Below are 19,164 nucleotides of genomic sequence, written 5' to 3'. Positions count from 1 at the left end.
GATCGAATGTGCCGTTCGTCTGTGTGTTTTGATCCCGTCGTTTTCTCATACACCCATCATGAATTTTTCCGCTTGGACAAGAAACGAATCAAAAGAATAAACACATACGACATAACAAGCAAGATAAGACCAAGCGACCAAAGCGCGTTATTCAACGTACTTCCATATGTCGTATGGCCCATGCTCAACGTAATGATCGTCGTTAAAGTCGCCGCAGGATCAACGAGCGAATCAGGAAATCCCCGGGCGTTCCCGATAACCATTTGCACCGCCAACGCTTCGCCGAAAGCTCTCGCCATTCCGAGAACGACAGCCGTTAAAAGGGAAGGCAGGGCTGCGGGAATGATCACCTTGTAAATCGTTTGCCAACGCGTCGCGCCAAGGGCATACGAAGCATTTTTGATATCATCGGGAATCGATTTAACGGCGTCCGCGGCAATGCTTGTAACGGTCGGCAAGATCATGACGCCAACGACGACTGCCCCTGCCAAAATGCCGTATCCAAGTCCACCGATATACTTCCCGATGAACGGAACGATTACGGTCAATCCGATGAATCCGTAAACGACCGACGGGATTCCGACAAGAATTTCGATCACCGGTTGCAGCAGTTTTTGCCCCCATTTCTTGGCGATCTCCGTCATAAAAATGGCGCTGCCGATACCGAGCGGCGCAGCCACGGCCGCTGATAAAATCGTTACAGCAAAAGAACCGAAAATGAAGGCCAGCGCCCCGTAATGATCTTGTTCCGGGTGCCAATTGACGTGTGTCAAGAAATAGACGACGTCCAATTTGCTGACCAAGAACGACTGCAACCCTTTCAGCGTAAGGAACAACGTGATCGCCACTGTCGCGGCGAGAATAAATATCGCGCTCGAATAAATGACGAGCTTTCCGCGCCATTCGCTTTTTTTGCCAAACCACCTTTCTTTCGTCGTTTCGTTTTTTACCATGCGTTGACTGGCCGAACTCGTTCGACCCGCATTTGTCTCCTTTATAGCCATCTGCCGACTCCTTTCTCGTAACGACAGCACAAACGGGGTAAATCCGAATCCGGAATTTACCCCTTCCGCCTGTTTGGTTTATCGAATCAGCGATTTCTTGCGATCGACGATTACTTTTTCGTAACTTCGCCTGCCGCATTGCGCTCGACTTGCATTTGCGTCGCGGAAATATAGCCTTGCTGCGGCACGAGCCCTTTTTGAATCTCGTCGCTCAGCATATACTCGATGAAAGCTTTTTCGATCGGATCCGGCTCTCCTTTCGTGTACATATGTTCATACGCCCAGATAGGAAATTTGCCGTTCTTCACATTTTCATCCGTTGCTTCCACACCGTCGATGCTCAGCTTCACCATTTTCCCGCTTCCGTCGAAGTAAGAAAAGGCTTCGTAACCAATCGCACCCGGTGTTTGCTGGATGATTTTCTTAACGGTATTGGAAGAATCCTGGATGATCCCTTCAGCGGGAGTCGCGCCTTTCAAGGCGAATTTCACGAACGTCGCCCGAGTGCCTGACCCGTCGGGACGGTTCACAAGCGTGATTTTCACGTCGTTTCCGCCGACTTCTTTCCAGTTCGTCACTTTTCCAGTGAAGACTTTAATTAAATCTTCTTGCGAAAGATTTTTCACGCCGGCTTCTGGATTGACCGCTGCCGTCATGCCGACGACCGCTACTTTATGATCGACAAGCGCACCTGCATCGATCCCTTCTTTCGCTTCCGCAAAATAATCGGAGTCGCCAATGTCAAAGTTGCCTTTCGCGACCTGACTCAAGCCGGTGCCGCTTCCGCCGCCCTGAACTTGGATTTCCACGCCAGGATGTTTATCCATGAAACCTTTTGCAGCCGCTGCGGCTAAAGGTTGAAGGGCGCTGGATCCCCCGACGACGATTCTACCCTTTAACTCGCCGCCTACATTGTTGCTTTCGGACGCTTGGCTGCCGTCTCCCGAACCGTTAGCAGCTCCTTCTGAATCAGATGCTCCGTTAGAGTTTCCGCATGCAGCCGTAAAAATCATGATTGCAGCAAACACCATAAGTACCATGAGTTTCTTCATGTTCATCCCCCTAAGTCGTTTCTCCGATTTCGCACAACAAACGGTACGGTACCCTTTGTCATCCTTTTTCCCGAGCCGTTTCTCCCAGCTCAATTACTAGAATAAAAGGCGTTCATTAATTCGGTATAAAGGGATTGTTAAGCTTTTGTAAAGATTGCACTTTTTTTGTCGACAATCAAAATCCGGCGACTGCACGCAACTGGCTTACTTTAGTTTCGATTCTTTTGTACATGTACGTTTCATCACGAAAATGCACAAAAAAAAAGCGGGGATACCCCGCCTTGTTGTGGATCATGTCCGATTTCTTCGAAAAACGAATCCCTTCATAAAAAAAAAGCTCGCCGTCGAAGAAGAAAACATTGCCAAATATTTTGCCCCGTTGTCGATGAGCCACTGCGACGCAAACACGTGAGCGAGCCCGTTGAGCGCAAGCCAGAAGATTGCGTTGTGAATCAAAAAGCTAATGGCTGCCTGAACGATGAACAACCCGCGTTCCCGACGGCCGGTCTTCTCCGACTCGCGAAAAGTGATCCGCGAGTTCCAAATATAACTGTTTGCGACCGCCAACACATAAGCAATCGAGCTGTACAACAGCAACAAGCGGTCATCTTTCGTCGGCCACAGCAATAGAAATGCGTTTAAACTCCCGATGTCGATGAAACCGTTGACGATCCCGATCGTTTTAAATTGAGCATATTGGATGACCAGCTTTCTTACGTTTACCGGTTTGATCAACCGAAGACTGCCGATCCGTTTCAACTTTTTTCCCTTTCGGGGGCCGAACGGTGCGTCCCGACTCGATTCGCCGCTCGAATGACTTTTCGGTAAAACTGGAACAATTGTTCCGAGGGAACAGCCCAATCGTGCGCCTTTCCGAAGTCTCGTGCTCCAACAGCAAGCCGTCTCAACATCGGTTCGTCTTTCAAGCGATCCACCGCTTTTGAAATGCCATCAGTTTCCAGAGGATCAAAGAAGACCCCCGTTTCTCCGTCGCGGACAAGTTCGCCTGTCGGTCCGTTGTTTGAAACGATTACAGGCAGCCCGGAAGCCATCGCTTCGAGAACGACTAATCCTAACGTTTCCGTTGTCGAAGGAAACACAAACGCATCGGAAGAGGCGTAAGCTTTCGCCAAATCCTCGCCGTGCAAAAAGCCGGTGAACACAGTTTCGCTACCGGCAAATAAACGCTCGAGTTCTTTCCGCAGCGGACCATCACCGACAAGCGCCAAACAGACGTCGGGATGGTCGTCCAGCATTTTTCGTAACCGTTCGACTTCCTTTTCCGCGGTCAAACGACCGACATACAAGAACAGTTTTTTATTCGGATTTCCTCCCGTTAACCGATTTCTCATCGCCTCGTCATACAGGTCAGGGGAAAATTCGTTCGTATCAACGCCATGCTTCCACAGCCTTACGTTTCGAAACCGTTTTCCAATTAATTCTTCCATGACCGATTTCGATGTGCATAGGCACAAGTCGGAACGATTGTAGATCAAGCGAAAATATGACCACAAAAACGGTTTCATGAAAGATAATCCGTAGTAATCCGCATATTTCGGAGTGTGAATATGGAAAGAAGCGACCAAAGGCCGCTGTTGCCGTCTTGCGTAAAAAACGCCAGCCGCACCAATCAACGCCGGGTTGACGGCATGTACGACATCTGGATTGAAATCGTATAAAAGCCTCCCGACTTTCGTGCTGGGAAACGCATATTTTTTTGTTCGGTAATGCAAAAAGGGGCGGGCCGGAATCCCGGCAACTTTCGCTTCTTTATAATGTGTAACACCGAGATCCGGCGCGATAACAAGGACGTTATGACCTTCGTCCAGCAACCAGTCGATTGACGCGCACAATCGCGTAACCACCCCGTCTGTCGACGGCAAAAAGGTTTCCGTGACGATGGCGATTTTCACTTCCGATCCCTTCTCTCTACCAACTGATTTTCGGCAGCACGTTCTCCTTAATAACCCGGCTTTTGTATTGCAAGGCCGTCTTCAAAATCCCATGCAACACGTCGTCAGTCAACAAATGCGGCTCAAGTCCGAGATCAATCAATTTCGTATGGACAGCATGATAATAATGGTCTTCTTTCTCTATTCTCGGATTTTCGACGTGCGCGATTTCAACGTTGATCCCTTCTAACCTCGCAACGGTACGGACTTTTTCTGCCAGCTCGAGGACCGAGAATTCTTCCGTAAACTGGTTGAAAACGCGAAATTCGCCTTGGTCGGCAGGGTTTTCCGCTGCGATTTCGATGCAGCGAACGGTATCCATAATATTCAAGAACCCACGTGTTTGTCCGCCGCTCCCGTATACCGTCAAATCATGGCCGATCGCCGCCTGAATCAAAAATCGATTTAACGCCGTACCGAATACCGCGTCGTAATCCAAGCGATTCAAGAGTACCGGATCAAGCAACGTTTCATCCGTGTGCAATCCGTAGACAATGCCTTGATTCAAGTCGGTTACCCGCATTCCCCATACTTTGCATGCAAACCGAAGGTTGTGGCTGTCATGCACTTTCGACAAATGGTACATCGAACCCGGCTGCATTGGATAAGGCAGAACATCTTCTCTGCCGTTATGTTCAATCTTTATGTATCCTTCTTCGATATCGATGTTCGGCGTACCGTACTCTCCCATTGTACCCAATTTAATCAAATGGCAATCCGGTACGATTTCTTTGATTCCGTAGATGACGTTGAGCGTGCCGACGACATTGTTCGTTTGCGTAAATACCGCATGTTCTCGATCGATCATGGAATACGGAGCCGATCGTTGTTCGGCAAAATGTACGAATGCGTCAGGTTTCGTCTGGTTCAACACTTCACGCAAAAAATCGTAATGATTCAGATCGCCTTCAAATACATGAATCGTCTTCCCCGTCAATGCCTTCCAACGGTCGATCCGGTCTTGCAACGATGCGATTGGTGTCAATGAATTCGACCGTAATTCTTCATCCCACTTTCTCCGGACGCCGCTGTCGACAATCGCAACATCATGACCTTGCTTTGACAAATACAACGCGGTGGGCCACCCGCAAAATCCGTCACCGCCCGCAACAACAATCTTCATAGTCTCCTCCCACAATGCTTTTTTCTTAAAAACATTTATCCATTCGGAACCGTTGAAACAGTCCATTCGTACGCAAGTATACCCCTAAATGCCGGCTGGTTGCAAAAATCCTTACAAGGCATGCAACAGGTGCATCGGTCTCATATGTTCGCAATGATCATCAATAGCCTTCGGTACGCCTACCTTCTAGAAATCAATCGAACCAAATCAACGAGAACGATCGGCAAGGAAACCGACGGCGGATACGCCATAAATCTCGGTTCCCAATGCGGATTGAATTTCTCCTTGAATCGTCTCAACCCTTCAAATCCGTACCAATGACTGCCGTACTGAAACACGAATCGCGCCATTTTCTCTCCGCGCATCGCATTGGATGCGCCTCCTACATTCGCCAAAGGCGCCATTCCAAGATTAAATGTTTCGCAACCTCGTTCGCGCGCCCATTCGAAAAGCTTAATGAACAAGACGTCCATCGTTCCGTTCGGGGCATCCGGCAAATGACGCATTAGATCGACGGAAAGTACGTTTGGGTCCCCGTGATGGGGCATGATCGTCGTAAACGCAACAATTCGATCCAAGGCATCGCGAATAAGCGTGATCGGACCTTGTTCGACGTAAAATCGATCAAACGCCCCAAGCGAAAAACCCTTTTCTTGGCGACCGCCGAGCCAGGCATCGGAAACGCGCTTTAATTCGGCAAAGAACGTTTCTGAAAACGGAGGTTCAACGACTTCGAACAGATAACCTTCCCGTTCAAATCGATTGCGCGCGTTCCGTAAATCGGCATTTTTTCTCCCTTTTATCGTAAAGGTTCGCAAATCGACGAAAGCTTCTTCGCCCAATTTGAAAAAGCGAAAACCGGTATCATGGTAAATCGGCAAATGCTCCGGTGTCACTTGGTAGAACACCGGAATCATCGCATAACGGTCGGCAAAGCGGTAAAATTCTTCGATCGCCGCTCTCAACAAAGGCCTCGGTCCGAGCGGGTCGCCGAGCACGACAAGTTTGTCGCGAATCGATCCGTACGGGATTAGCACGTTTCCATCCTGTGCCCAAAACAAAGATTTGTCGCGCAAGTATAGAAGATGCGAGAGCGCATTCCCTTTATGCGTTCGAAAAAACCGTTGAACCTCTTCGGCATCTTTGGTTGAAAACGGTTTTTGTACCTCCCGTTTCGGACGAAACATCACCCATGTTCCGATGAAAGCGAACACCGCTAAAGCGGCGACGGCTCCCGAAACGAAATATTCGTTCGGCTGCACGAAATACCTCGCGATCACGTTAGGCGGAAGGGACTTCTCGGTGTCCGGCTGGCTGTTTAAGCCAATCCATAAATAAAAAACCGTCGAAAGGAGTGTGAAACTAATCATCGTCAGCGACGATTTCCACGAGACCGGCGCTGCTTCCCGATAAAAACGCTCACGTGAAATCCATAGCAGCAGCAACACAATCATTAGAAATAGGGCTTCTTCAAAATCAAACGCTTTCACGAACGTGAATACGGCTCCGGCAATGAGCAAAACAACCGTAGCCCGGTAAGCCCTCTTTACGCGAAACTTTATCCCTCTCGCAAGCACGATCAAAATCATGCCGATGATCACGGACATTTGGTAAGACAACGCCATTACCGGCAGCGTCACGAGCTGTTCCGTAAATTTCAAGCGGTACAGCAGACCCGGAGTGGCTGCGGACAACAAAAGCACGAACCCGCTTCCAAATACCAACAAAGCAAGCATAAGCACGCCGATATCGCTTAAAAGACGATACTGTCCCGGCCAACTCCAAAATCGCTGCCAGCGATTGAGCGAGCTTTCCCAGATCGTCGCCGTGACTGCTCCAAATTTTTCTCGAGACGGCGCCATTTCCTGAGCCGACAAACCGATGCCGATCATCCACGGAACGACGAAATAAAACAAGCGAAACAAAACTAAGACCGCTGCAGAAAGAGCCGGATCAACACCGGAGAGATGCAGACCGAGAAGCAACGTTAAATCAAAAGAACCGATGCCGCCGGGAGCAAGGCTGATAATGCCGGCGACGGCAGCCACGGAAAAGACACCGATGGCCGTCAACAGCGGAATCGACGTTCCGAGTTCAACCGAAGTCACCCAAAAAACAGTGCCTGCGAGCAGCCACTCGACGAACGACACCGCCAGAAACCCGCCAAGGGTTCGCCAAGAAGTTCGCGAATGGTTATTGTTAAGCCATTTTGAAAAAAACGATGTGCGTTGAACGAGCAAATAAAACGGTAAATACAAAGCCATTCCGACGAGCGCCATAAGCATCCAGGCGTTGTTGATCAACCGATGGACAGGAAAGACATTGAGCAAGTCCAGCCAGGCCAGCATCGAAAGTCCGGTGACGACGGACGGTGCGAGCAATAAGTTCGCGATGATCATCTTTTTCGCAGGCACGTGTTGTTTTTTGTAAAGCAACGTACGAACGCCAGCGCCGGCGATTCCCGCAAATGATACAAAGTTGTTGAACGTGTTGGCAATCCAAGAATATTTCAGTAATTTGCCGGTCGGAATTTCAAGACGGTAATGGGATCGAATGATGAGATCATAGCCGCTCATTACGGTTACGGAAAACAGAGCGAAAAAAAGCAATTCCATAACGCCGGATAATCGCAATTGCTTCAATTCCCGGTACACTTCGGCGATGTCAATGCTTGCAAAATGGCTGTGCCCTTCGCGCAAGAGTAATAAAACGACGGCAATCGGAACGAGGATGCGAAGGAGAAGCAACTTGTACAAATTCATATAAATCCAAATCGTTCGGAAGAACGGCCTGATCGTCTTCATTCGTGTTTCCTCCCAGGCAAGTGCACTTTATGCAAAACGTTCAATCATTCTTTCAATTTTCTATTGTACAATAACAATAACACTCGTACACTCATCAATATACGTAACCGATTGCATGTTTTCACTGAAAGGAGGTTTCTCCCATTGATTCAGCGATGGATCCGCGCGGGGTTTTTGTTTTTTTTAATAACGTTCCTAGTCATTGCCTTAAACTATGATGACGCTGCGTGGCAAGCCTGGAACATGAAATACGAGAGCTTGTTGTACAATTTTCTCGGGGACGATTGGGTCCCTCTCTTTACTTTCATTACTTATCTCGGTTCCGCATACGTCATATTTCCATTGGCCGGGTTGTTCTTGATCTTTCTCATCCGTTCAAACCATCAGCGGATGGGGGCTTTGCTAGCGACGAATATCATCGGAGGACGTGCATTGACGATTTTGTTAAAAGCGCTGTTTCATCGACCCCGCCCTGATGTCGAGCATCTCGTTTATGCGGGATTTTACGGTTTCCCAAGCGGCCACGCGATGCATGCGGTCGCCTTTTACGGGTTCACCTTCATCATGGTTTGTCTTTTCAACCGGAAAAAACCCGAGCGAACGGTGAGCACAGCAACGGCTGTGTGCCTGTTGATCTTTTTGATCGGGTTAAGCCGCGTATATCTTGGCGTCCATTATCCGCTCGACGTTATCGGCGGTTACACGGCGGGAGCCGCTTGGTTGTGCCTGTTGCTTATTAGCTTTCGGTTTCCAACAGCTTTCGGCGATCGTGCGCAAAAGAAATCCGCCTTCCTATCGGGAGACGGATTTCATTAAAAGGCAAAACGCAAAGAATCCGGCCGGTCCAAGATGCCGACCGCGTTTTCGACGATTTTCATCGCTGCGTCGTTTTGTCTTAGTTTTTTTTGATGAATTTTCATTTCCGCCAAAAGCGTGCGGTCGGTAATCATGCGATTAATTTTCTGATACAAATCGTTAAAATCGGAAGCCACCAACGCCGCTTTCGTCTCAGCCAAATATTGCGCGTTGTCGTATTCCTGGCCGCCCAGCGATTGAAACAACAACAGAGGAAGGTTCATGGCGATCGCTTCGGATACGGTTAAGCCGCCGGGTTTCGTTAACATGAAATCGGCAACCGCCATGTACTCCTCAAGGTGATCGACATATCCGGTCAAGATGATTTGATGTTTTGAATCAGTTCTTCTCCGCTCCAATTGTCGGTATAATCGCTCGTTGTGGCCGCAAACGATGATCAATTGCAGCTCATACGGTACGGCGTTAAGCTGCTCCATGAGACGCTCGGGATCGCCAATGATGCCGCAACCGCCGCCGCCGATTAAAACCGTCGGCATGTTTCCGTTCAATCCATGCTTTTCTTTCAGATGTACCCGATTGTACCCTTTGGAATATTTCGGATCGGTCGGGATCCCCGTGACGAATATTTTTTTGTTGTCGACGCCGGCGCGAAGCAAACCGTTCCTCACTTTTTCCGAACCGACAAAATAAGCATCGGTATGCTCATTGACCCAATAACTGTGAACGGAATAATCCGTAATCACGGTAGAAGCCGGAACGTTCAGCCAATCGGTTTTTTTTAGATTGGAAACGATTCCAGCGGTGATGGGACACGTACTGATAATCATTGACGGATCGATTTCATTGATGATGCCCCATATTTTCCCTGCCCCGATTCGGTTAATTCGTTTTAACATGGTCGAAGCATAGTTGTCGTAGCGTGTTTTTTGGTAAATCGAATGATAAACGGCGGGAAATTTCTGTACGCCTTTGACGACAAAATATCGATTCAAAGAATCAAGAATCGGATGGCTGAACGCGGATGGATCCATCACGATCGTATCAATCGGCATGTTCCTCTCCCAGATCGTTTCCGTAATCGCATTGGCCGCTTGTCGGTGGCCTTCCCCATATTGACCAGTCAAAATCAGGATTTTATCTTTTTTGATCTTCGGCATTTTTCCACCTCAACGATCCATACGGATTCCACTCTATTATAGCAATTCCCGTAAAAATGAATACCCTAACGAACAATAATTAATGATTCCATTAATTCGCATAAGTCAAATAGTTTTCCCGGCAGCCGTCCTAACGGGAGTTTCGCAGGTCATTGGTTAGCAATTTGATTGCAAGCTTCCATGTCTAATGAAATCTTACCCCTTATTTTCGACAGAAAAACGAAAAACATGCCAACGCTTTTGTTTACGCGTTTGTCTGCCTGTCCGTCCTTCATCTGGACGAGCGGACTTGCTTTAAACTGTATTTCATACTAACATATGGATGGCATCATTCATATCAAAGAACGCAGCATTTACCAATTTTATGAGACAAGGGACGAAATTTATGAACAGACGACGCTTGAACCCGCTTGAAACGGGTATTGCTCTCGTATACGTACTACCGCCGATCGGGATTGTTTGGTTAATGGCTCTCGGCTGGAAGCAATGGTTTTATCAATTGCGGCACAAAAAAAAGATTCGCATCACGATTCCGACCGTGTTTTTTGTCGGATTGCTTGTTTCTACCGTTGGAGCGGCTCTGATCATGCAGCAATGGACGATTTTGCTCGTGCTCATCATGATTACCGCTTACTTCGGCTTGTATTTAAGAATTCGGACGACTGCGTGCGCGTTAAGTTTCCATACGTACAAGTGGATTATCATTTGGGGCGGCGTCTATATATTTATCTTCGGAAACATTCGCTTGTTGCTTCACCAGTTTCCGTTTATCCATTCACCGATTCTCGGCCTTCTGACCGGTTCCCTGCTGCTTGGTGATCCTGATTTCGGCCGATTGTTCGGAAGTACGTACAACCCGAATTTCGCAGCCTTTCTCCTGCTGATCTCATTGGCTTTTCAACTTGTTGAATTGCTGAAGGCGTTAAGATTGTCGAACGGAAAACGGACGTTTATTCATGTGTTTTTGACGATCACCTTGACGGCGGGAATCTTCGAGACCGCTTCACGACAAGCGATCATGGTTATGATTTTTTTGTTTCTCCTGTTTATTTTTCGTTATCGTTTAACGATCGGAGTATTGTTGATTTTCACGGCGGGCATTTTTTCCCCGCTATGGCTGCCGCTCATCCCCCGTATGGAAGTGACCGAACATTCTTTTGAGTTCCGGGAGACGATTTGGAAAAACGCGCTTCACATTTGGTCAAATCACCCGATTTTCGGCGTCACCCCAATCGGTTTCGTTCAACGATATTCATTATTGTCGGATTATCAAATCGTCCACGCACATAATTTGTTTCTGGCATACTTATCGGAATACGGAGTTATCGGTGCTTTTGTATTCATCTTATTGTTCATCGTATGCTTGTATCAGTTCATCCGAATGATGAAATATATCAAGAGAAAAAAATACAGCACCGTCGATATGTTTCTGTTTGCTTTGCCCATCATTCCGATCATGGGTACTCTTGATTTTCCGTTGTTCTCTCCGCAAGTGATGCTGCTTACGATCGTATTGTTGGCGTACTGGGAGATTTTCTTAAGAAAAACGGCCAAAATAGACCGATACGGGCCAAAATATATTTAATACGAAAAGAAGCTCAGCGCCATGCGCCTGAGCTTCTTCTTTTCTTCGTTTCTTTATGCTTCCACGACAGCAATGACATCTTTGACCGACTGCGCGGATTTATCAAGCTGTTGTTTTTCATCATCCGTCAACTCGAGTTCGATGACTTCTTCCAAACCGTTTCCGCCGAGTACTGTCGGCACACCGAGGAATAAATCGCGGTAACCGTATTCGCCTTCCAAGTAGGCAATCGCCGGAAGCACTCTGCGCTTGTCTTTCACGATAGCCTCCACCATTTGCGTTAATGCGGCTGCCGGAGCGTAATAAGCGCTGCCGTTTCCGAGAAGTTGAACAATTTCCCCGCCGCCTTTTCTTGTACGTTCCACAATTTCGTCCAACCGCTTTTTGGCAATCAACTTCTCGAGCGGAATCCCGCCCGCATAAGAGTAGCGGACAAGCGGAACCATGTCGTCGCCGTGGCCGCCGAGAACAAATCCGGAAATGTCTTCCACGGAAAGGTTCAATTCCTCGGCAACGAACGTACGAAAACGCGTCGTATCAAGAACGCCCGCTTGACCAATGACCCGATTTTTCGGGAACCCAGAGGCTTTGTACACCGTATACGTCATCGCATCAACCGGGTTTGACAAAACGACGATGATGCAGTTTGGAGAGTGGGCAACGATTTCTTTCGTCACGCTTTTCATGATATTCGCATTTGTGTTCACGAGATCATCGCGACTCATCCCGGGTTTGCGAGGAATCCCCGCGGTGACGACAACCACGTCAGAACCGGCCGTATCTTTGTAATCGGACGTGCCGATGATTTTTGCGTCGACCCCTTGGACCGGTGTTGACTCCAACATGTCGAGCGCTTTTCCCTTCGTCGAGCTTTCTTTGTCGGGAATGTCTACGAGCACAACGTCTCCGAGTTCTTTTTGCGCCAACATGAACGCCGTCGTGGAACCGGTGAAACCTGCGCCAATGACCGAGATTTTCCTTCTGGACAATGTCATCCTGCTCTCTCCTTTCTACGCGTCGTTTTAAAGATTTTTAATTAACTCGTCGGCGAATTCGGAAGTCTTTACTTCCGTCGCGCCTTCCATCAACCGAGCGAAATCGTATGTGACGACCTTGCTGGCAATCGTCTTATCCATCGACTTCATGATCATATCGGCTGCTTCACGCCAATTCAAATGTTCAAGCATCAAAACACCGGAAAGCAACAACGACGACGGGTTGACTTTGTCGAGACCGGCATATTTCGGAGCCGTTCCATGCGTCGCTTCGAAGATGGCGTGCCCTGTTTCGTAGTTGATGTTGGCACCCGGAGCGATGCCAATGCCGCCTACTTGTGCAGCGAGGGCGTCAGAAATGTAGTCACCGTTCAAGTTCATCGTTGCAACGACGTCAAACTCTTCAGGACGTGTCAAAATTTGTTGCAGGAAGATATCGGCGATTGAATCTTTCACGATAATTTTTCCTGCTTCTTCAGCTTCGGATTGCGCGCGGTTTGCGGCATCTTTGCCTTCTTTTTCGACGATGCGGTCATATTCCGCCCAAGTGAACGTTTGGTCTGCGAAATCTTGCTCAGCCACTTCGTAGCCCCAGTTCTTGAACGCCCCTTCAGTGAATTTCATGATGTTCCCTTTATGAACAAGGGTTACGCTCTTGCGGCCTTCATCAATCGCATATTGAATGGCTGCACGAACGAGGCGTTTTGTTCCTTCTTCGGATACCGGCTTAATGCCGATGCCCGACGTTTCCGGGAATCGAATATTCGTCGCGCCCATTTCATTTTGCAAGAAATCGATCACTTTTTTCACTTCGTCTGTGCCTTTTTGGTATTCGATGCCCGCATAAATGTCTTCCGTATTTTCACGGAAAATCGCCATGTTTACACGTTCCGGATGTTTCACAGGCGAAGGAACGCCCGTAAAATGACGTACGGGACGCAGGCAAGTAAACAAGTCAAGCTTTTGCCGCAGCGCGACGTTTAATGAACGAATACCCCCGCCTACAGGTGTCGTAAGCGGTCCTTTAATCGCAATTATGTAGTCGCGAATCGTATCGAGCGTTTCCTGCGGCAGCCATTCTCCGGTCGCGTTGTAAGCTTTTTCGCCCGCGAGCACTTCTTTCCAAACAATTTTCTTTTCACCGTTATACGCTTTATCCACCGCAGCTTCAAGCACGCGATGCGCAGCGGCCCAAATATCCGGACCGGTTCCGTCGCCTTCGATGAAAGGGATCACCGGTTCGTTCGGCACGTGCAAGTTTCCGTTTTCCACTCTGATTTTCTCTCCGTTTGCCATTGCTTTTGCCTCCTTAACTTTCAAAGCCTAGTTAGATAAATTCAACAGGTTATATGAGGTACGGCCAACCCGCCGGTTCCTTTTGATCACTGCTGCCGCCGAATCTGCGCTTGCCGCGGACGCAAAGGATTCCCGGTTGGCCGGGCACCGTTGAAGCAACTTTATTCGCGTTCTTCGATCGGAACGTACTGTTGATTTTTTGGTCCGGTATATTCTGCACGAGGGCGAATGAGACGATTGTTCCCATACTGCTCAAGAATGTGAGCCAACCATCCGGAAACGCGGCTCGTGGCAAAGATCGGCGTAAACAAATCATGTTCGATCCCGAGGTTGTGATAAACGGATGCCGAATAAAAATCGACGTTCGCCGGCAGCCCCTTTTCGTCCTTAATGATCTTTTCCATCTTCACCGACATGTCGTACCATTTCGAAGTGCCGGTCACTTCGCTCAGCTGTTTCGACATTTCACGCAAATGTTTTGCACGCGGATCGCCTGATTTGTAAACGCGGTGACCGAATCCCATAATTTTTTGCTTGTTTGCAAACGCTTTTTCGAGGTAAGGTTCCACCTTGTCAATCTCTTTAATTTCCTCGGTCAACATGTGAATGACGCGTTCATTCGCTCCGCCGTGCAACGGTCCTTTTAAAGCGCTGATGGCGGCCGTGATTCCCGAATATACATCGGACAGTGTGGCCACACAAACCCGTGCCGTAAAGGTAGAAGCATTCAGTTCGTGGTCAGCATGCAAAACGAGCGCTTTGTTGAATGCTTTTTCGGAAACTTCATCCGGCTTTTCTCCGTTAAGCATGTAAAGAAAATTAGCCGCAAAACTCAAGTCTTTGCTCGGGGAAACGGGTTCTTTGCCGTTCCTGATGCGTCCGAATCCCGTGACGATTGTTGGGATTTTTGCCTGGAGGCGAATCGCCTTGCGATAATTCGCCTGTTCATCCATCACGTCGGCTTCATCGTCGAAAAGACCGAGCGTGGAAACCGCAGTGCGAAGAGCGGCCATTGGATGTACGTTGCCGATATCGTACGTTTTCATTTGATCAAAAACGGCTTGCGGCACTTCAGCCTCCGCAGCCAGTTGATTTTTGAAATCTTCCAGTTCGCGCTTGTTAGGCAATTTTTCGTTCCAAAGAAGGTAAATGACTTCTTCAAAACTGGAATGATTGGCTAAATCGTCGATGTTATAGCCACGGTAACTCAATACGTCGTCAATAATCGAACTGATGCTTGACGTGGTTGCTACAACACCCTCTAATCCTCGGGTTTGTGTCATTCCGATCTCTCCTTTTATCGTATACTTTCAATAAGGCGATAAACCGAACCATGGCATTTTATTCTCCGTTTTCCGACGGCTGCCGCCTTGTGTTACTTGTTTGCACCCAACCCTCATTATAACTAAAGATTCGCGGTTTGTGAAACGAACCAATCCCCTTTTCCGATCCATTTTGTCAGAAATAAGCCTCGAATTGAATAATCTCGAAAGAACGTGTAAAATATAGCCAACCCTAACTCGAAGCCGCCGGATTTTTACGGCGCATTAATTTTATAAAAAATGTATGGTTGCCGCAGTAGATAATTGGGGAGGTCGGCCGGTTTGACATTGAATTATTTTCATATTCTCGCACGGTTCATGCTCGTTTTACTGGCGGTTACGATCGGCTTTTTCGCCTTGTATTATATTGCGCAATTGACAGTGCCTTTTATTATCGCCGTCGTCATCGCCTTTCTCATGAATCCTCTCGTCAATTTCCTGCACCGGACTTGTAAAATCCCGCGTGGAATTGCCGTGTTCATCTCCATTATCATTATCTTCGCTCTCATCGCGGGTCTCGTCACTTTGATCGTGTTTGAAATTATATCCGGGATCACGTATTTGACGAATGTGTTGCCGGACAAAATCAACGAATTGATCGGTCAGCTGCAATTGTTTGTATCGAATCAAGTCATGCCTATGTACAATCGGCTACTTAATTCTTTCCACAATTTGGATCAGACAAAACAACAAACGATCATCAACAACATTCAAGATGTCGGTTCAACCGTTACCCATATGTTTAGTCAACTTGGGCAAGGAATCCTTTCCGTCTTGTCGGGTTTCGTTGCCGCTCTACCGAGCCTGCTCGCCGTTTTGCTGTTCACGATGCTCGGCACGTTTTTCATAAGTAAAGATTGGTATAAACTCGGCAACAAAATTAACCGCATCATTCCTGAACGGGCAGCCCGAAACATCGGAAGCATATTCGCCGATTTAAAGAAAGCGCTGTTCGGCTTCATTAGAGCCCAATTGACATTGATTTCGATCACCGCGGCGATTGACCTGGTCGGCTTGTTAATTTTACGTGTCGATTACGCCATTTCCATTGCCATCATTACCGGGCTCGTCGACCTCATGCCTTATCTCGGAACCGGAGCCGTTTTTGTGCCGTGGATTCTTTATTGTTTTTTTACCGGAAATTATTTTTTGGCCATCGGCCTTTCTATCTTGTACGGCGTTATTATCATCCAAAGGCAAATGATGGAACCGAAAATCATTTCTTCGAGCATCGGACTCGACCCTTTGGCCACGCTCGTTGCGTTGTTTATCGGCATTGAGTTGTTCGGATTTCTCGGTTTGATCGTGGGACCGGTCGTTCTCGTCATTATCAAAACGCTTCACAATGCAAACGTTTTTCGAGACGTGTGGGGATTTATCATTGGCCAACAGACGTAAAAAAACGCAGGAGCTTCCGCAAAGGTTCCTGCGTTTTTCCGTTATTTTCGGATGAACAAATAAATCGTCCCGTTCCGAATCATCTTTTTGATCCATTTTTGCATCGCAGCTTTTCCGTATTCTCTTGTTTTTGGCACAAGCAACAGAAAGCCGCACGTATCCGACAAAAACCCGGGAGTAATCAATAATACGGCCCCGATCAAGATGCAAATGCCGTCAAGCAGCGCTTCTCCGGGAACTTGTCCATGACGCAGCTGCATGCGGGCCGCTTTCAATACTTCCGACCCCTGTTTTTTTGCCATCGACGCTCCGAGAATTCCGGTCAATACAATCAAGGCGAGCGTAGCCCATACGCCGATAAGGTTCCCGGACAAGATGAACAAGCCGATTTCCGCGGCAGATACGACGATGAAGAACAGGGGCAAGTATTTCATGTCAATTTTCTTCCTTTGCCATTTTTTCGATCGTTGCATGCAGTTGCGGCCAATGTTTTTTCAACGAGATCGGTTTCATGTCCTTGCGGGTCCAGCAATGTTTCGTCTCTCCTTCAACGAGCAAAATGCCGTCCCGTTTCCGTTTCACTTCATAGTGAAAATTAAGACGCAATCCATTGTACTCGGAAACCTTCGAAACAATCTGCACGACGTCTTCATATTTTGCCGGTACTTTATACGAAACATTCACTTCGACGACCGGTAGCAAAAAACCCGCTGCTTCGATTTCATGATAAGCGACGCCGAAATCCCGAATACAGTTCGTTCTTCCCACTTCAAACCAATTTACGTACGTGCTGTGATGAATCACGCCCATTTGATCCGTTTCGCTGTAGCGTGCGGTAAGTTCGGTTACGGCCATTTTCCTTCCTCCTGAGAAAAGTTGACGTCCCTTTTACAATACGCTTGCGTGACCGTCGTAAATATCCCCGCGTTCCGGATCGACCGTAATTTCTTGTCCGTCGCGGAACAATTGCAGCGCCCCTTCTACACCGACGACGACGGGAATGTCGAGATTCAATCCGATGATGGCTGCATGACTCGTCAATCCCCCTCTTTCGACGATAATGGCCGACGCTTTTTTGATCGCCGGCATCATGTCGCGATCGGTCCCATATGAAATGAGAATGGCTCCTTCGGTCATTTTTTCGTTCGCCTCGTTCGCATTTTCGGCAAGCACGACCTTTCCGGAAACGGAAATCTTCCCGATGCCTTGTCCTCTTGCAAGCACATCGCCGACAACGTGGACTTTCATCAAGTTCGTTGTACCCGTTTGTCCAACAGGCACCCCGGCAGAGATAACAACTAAATCGCCGTGTCTGACGATTCCGGAATTCAGAGCCTCTTCCACAGCAATGTCGAGCATTTCGTCCGTCGATGACGCTGTCTCACCAAGTTGCGGAACAACGCCCCAAACGAGCATCAACTGCCGCTTCACTCGCTCCGAATTCGTTACCGCAACAATCGGTGACTTCGGACGATATTTGGCAATCATTCTCGCCGTATGTCCGCTTTCAGTGGCGGTAATGACGGCGGAAACATTTAGTTTCAATGCCGTATGGGTTACCGATTGACTGATGGCGTCCGTGATCGTCGTTTCACTGTCCCGCATCGATTTATCGAACAAATCGTCGTAGGCGATCGCCGTTTCCGTCCGCAATGCGATCTTGCTCATCGTTTTCACCGCTTCAACCGGGTATTGGCCGGCCGCCGTTTCTCCGGAAAGCATAACGGCGTCCGAGCCGTCAAATATCGCGTTTGCGACGTCGCTCGCCTCCGCCCGCGTCGGACGCGGATTTCGCTGCATCGAATCGAGCATTTGCGTCGCCGTAATGACCGGTTTCCCTCTAGTATTGCACTTGCGTATCAAATCTTTTTGCACAAGAGGAACTTCTTCCGCGGGAATTTCCACTCCGAGATCCCCGCGCGCAACCATGAGACCATCGGATACATTGAGAATTTCATCAATGTTTTCGACGCCTTCGCGGTTTTCGATTTTCGGTATGATATGAATGTGCTCCGCTTCGTTCGCTTCGAGCAATTGGCGAATCTCGAGCACATCGGAGGCTCGGCGAACAAACGATGCGGCGATGAAGTCAATGTTTTGCTTAATTCCAAATACGATGTCTTTGGCGTCTTTCTCAGTAATACCCGGCAAATCGACGCTGACGTTAGGAATGTTAACCCCTTTTTTGCTTTTCAACTCACCGTCGTTGAGTACTTGCGTGATGACTTCCCGGTCACGGATTTCGGTCACTTTCAATTCAATCAATCCGTCGTCAAGCAAAATGACCGAGCCTTCGGATACATCGTTCACCAGACCGCTGTAGGAAACTGAAATTTTCTCTTCATTTCCCTCAACTTCATCCATTGCGAGTGTCAAAGATTGACCCGCTTTCAATTGAATGGATGGCTTTGCTAAGGTTCCGGTGCGAATTTCCGGTCCTTTCGTATCCAATAAGATCGCTACTGTTTTTCCTGTTTTTTCAGCTGCTTCGCGAATGTTTCGAATGCGCGCTGCGTGTTCTTCATGATCCCCGTGCGAAAAATTCAAACGAGCGACGCTCATTCCGGCTTCAATCATTTCGATGAGCTGTTCGACCTTTTCGCTCGCAGGACCGATCGTGCAAACGATTTTCGTTTTTTGCATACTATCCGACAACTCCC

Annotated in this window: 16 protein-coding genes; 3 read left to right on the top strand and 13 right to left on the bottom strand. The window is 48.2% G+C overall.

The window, feature by feature from the left end; genetic code table 11:
• Positions 1-56 precede the first annotated feature (56 nt).
• From pstC to mprF, 6 genes are all read right to left on the bottom strand, one after another.
• A complete protein-coding gene (gene pstC / locus VFK44_05435; GenBank protein ID HET7627815.1) occupies positions 57-953 on the bottom strand; it encodes a phosphate ABC transporter permease subunit PstC in 897 nt (298 codons plus the stop codon).
• Between the two features lie 161 nt (positions 954-1,114).
• Complete coding sequence (locus VFK44_05430) at positions 1,115-2,062, bottom strand: phosphate ABC transporter substrate-binding protein (GenBank protein ID HET7627814.1); 948 nt, start codon at positions 2,060-2,062, stop codon at positions 1,115-1,117.
• Between the two features lie 285 nt (positions 2,063-2,347).
• Positions 2,348-2,815 carry a GtrA family protein gene (locus tag VFK44_05425; GenBank protein HET7627813.1) on the bottom strand — a complete coding sequence of 156 codons (468 nt, stop codon included), beginning with the start codon at positions 2,813-2,815 and terminating at the stop codon, positions 2,348-2,350.
• Positions 2,812-3,969, bottom strand: coding sequence for a glycosyltransferase family 1 protein (locus VFK44_05420; protein HET7627812.1), 1,158 nt, complete (start codon positions 3,967-3,969; stop codon positions 2,812-2,814). The genes VFK44_05425 and VFK44_05420 overlap by 4 nt, the downstream gene beginning before the upstream one ends.
• Before the next feature lie 16 nt (positions 3,970-3,985).
• Positions 3,986-5,131, bottom strand: coding sequence for an NAD-dependent epimerase/dehydratase family protein (locus VFK44_05415; protein HET7627811.1), 1,146 nt, complete (start codon positions 5,129-5,131; stop codon positions 3,986-3,988).
• Positions 5,132-5,310: 179 nt separating this feature from the next.
• Entirely contained in the window at positions 5,311-7,935 is a 2,625-nt protein-coding gene (gene mprF / locus VFK44_05410; GenBank protein HET7627810.1) for a bifunctional lysylphosphatidylglycerol flippase/synthetase MprF, read from the bottom strand.
• Positions 7,936-8,079: 144 nt separating this feature from the next.
• Between mprF and VFK44_05405 the strand changes: the two genes are divergently transcribed.
• Complete coding sequence (locus VFK44_05405; GenBank protein ID HET7627809.1) at positions 8,080-8,751, top strand: phosphatase PAP2 family protein; 672 nt, start codon at positions 8,080-8,082, stop codon at positions 8,749-8,751.
• On the opposite strand, the gene VFK44_05400 is transcribed toward VFK44_05405, so the two are convergent.
• Positions 8,748-9,908: a glycosyltransferase gene (locus VFK44_05400; GenBank protein HET7627808.1), complete on the bottom strand. Its 1,161-nt coding sequence runs from the start codon at positions 9,906-9,908 to the stop codon at positions 8,748-8,750. The two genes, VFK44_05405 and VFK44_05400, sit on opposite strands and share 4 nt — an antisense overlap.
• A gap of 385 nt (positions 9,909-10,293) precedes the next feature.
• Here VFK44_05400 and VFK44_05395 point away from each other — a divergent pair, with 385 nt between their 5' ends.
• A complete protein-coding gene (locus tag VFK44_05395) occupies positions 10,294-11,493 on the top strand; it encodes an O-antigen ligase family protein (protein ID HET7627807.1) in 1,200 nt (399 codons plus the stop codon).
• Between the two features lie 53 nt (positions 11,494-11,546).
• Here the strand turns inward: VFK44_05395 and mdh are convergent, their stop codons facing one another.
• The 3 genes from mdh to citZ form a co-directional block, all read right to left on the bottom strand.
• Positions 11,547-12,488, bottom strand: coding sequence for a malate dehydrogenase (gene mdh, locus VFK44_05390; protein HET7627806.1), 942 nt, complete (start codon positions 12,486-12,488; stop codon positions 11,547-11,549).
• A gap of 27 nt (positions 12,489-12,515) precedes the next feature.
• Complete coding sequence (gene icd, locus VFK44_05385; GenBank protein HET7627805.1) at positions 12,516-13,784, bottom strand: NADP-dependent isocitrate dehydrogenase; 1,269 nt, start codon at positions 13,782-13,784, stop codon at positions 12,516-12,518.
• A gap of 161 nt (positions 13,785-13,945) precedes the next feature.
• Positions 13,946-15,067, bottom strand: a complete 1,122-nt coding sequence (citZ, locus tag VFK44_05380; GenBank protein HET7627804.1) for a citrate synthase — start codon at positions 15,065-15,067, stop codon at positions 13,946-13,948.
• Between the two features lie 321 nt (positions 15,068-15,388).
• Here citZ and ytvI point away from each other — a divergent pair, with 321 nt between their 5' ends.
• Complete coding sequence (ytvI, locus tag VFK44_05375; GenBank protein ID HET7627803.1) at positions 15,389-16,504, top strand: sporulation integral membrane protein YtvI; 1,116 nt, start codon at positions 15,389-15,391, stop codon at positions 16,502-16,504.
• A 41-nt stretch (positions 16,505-16,545) separates the two neighbouring features.
• On the opposite strand, the gene VFK44_05370 is transcribed toward ytvI, so the two are convergent.
• The 3 genes from VFK44_05370 to pyk are packed head-to-tail and all read right to left on the bottom strand — an operon-like array spanning position 16,546 to position 19,147.
• Positions 16,546-16,938: an FxsA family protein gene (locus tag VFK44_05370; protein ID HET7627802.1), complete on the bottom strand. Its 393-nt coding sequence runs from the start codon at positions 16,936-16,938 to the stop codon at positions 16,546-16,548.
• Position 16,939: 1 nt separating this feature from the next.
• Positions 16,940-17,359 carry a thioesterase family protein gene (locus tag VFK44_05365; protein HET7627801.1) on the bottom strand — a complete coding sequence of 140 codons (420 nt, stop codon included), beginning with the start codon at positions 17,357-17,359 and terminating at the stop codon, positions 16,940-16,942.
• 33 nt (positions 17,360-17,392) lie between these two features.
• The gene (gene pyk / locus VFK44_05360; protein HET7627800.1) at positions 17,393-19,147 is read right to left on the bottom strand and encodes a pyruvate kinase; all 1,755 of its coding nucleotides are present in this window, start codon (positions 19,145-19,147) and stop codon (positions 17,393-17,395) included.
• Between the last annotated feature and the right edge of the window lie 17 nt (positions 19,148-19,164).

The organism is Bacillales bacterium (genome assembly GCA_035700025.1).
In the GTDB taxonomy this organism is placed as follows: Bacteria; Bacillota; Bacilli; order Bacillales; family DASSOY01; genus DASSOY01.
Note: the sequence above shows the minus strand (reverse complement) of the source record. Positions and strands in the feature narration are given on the sequence as shown.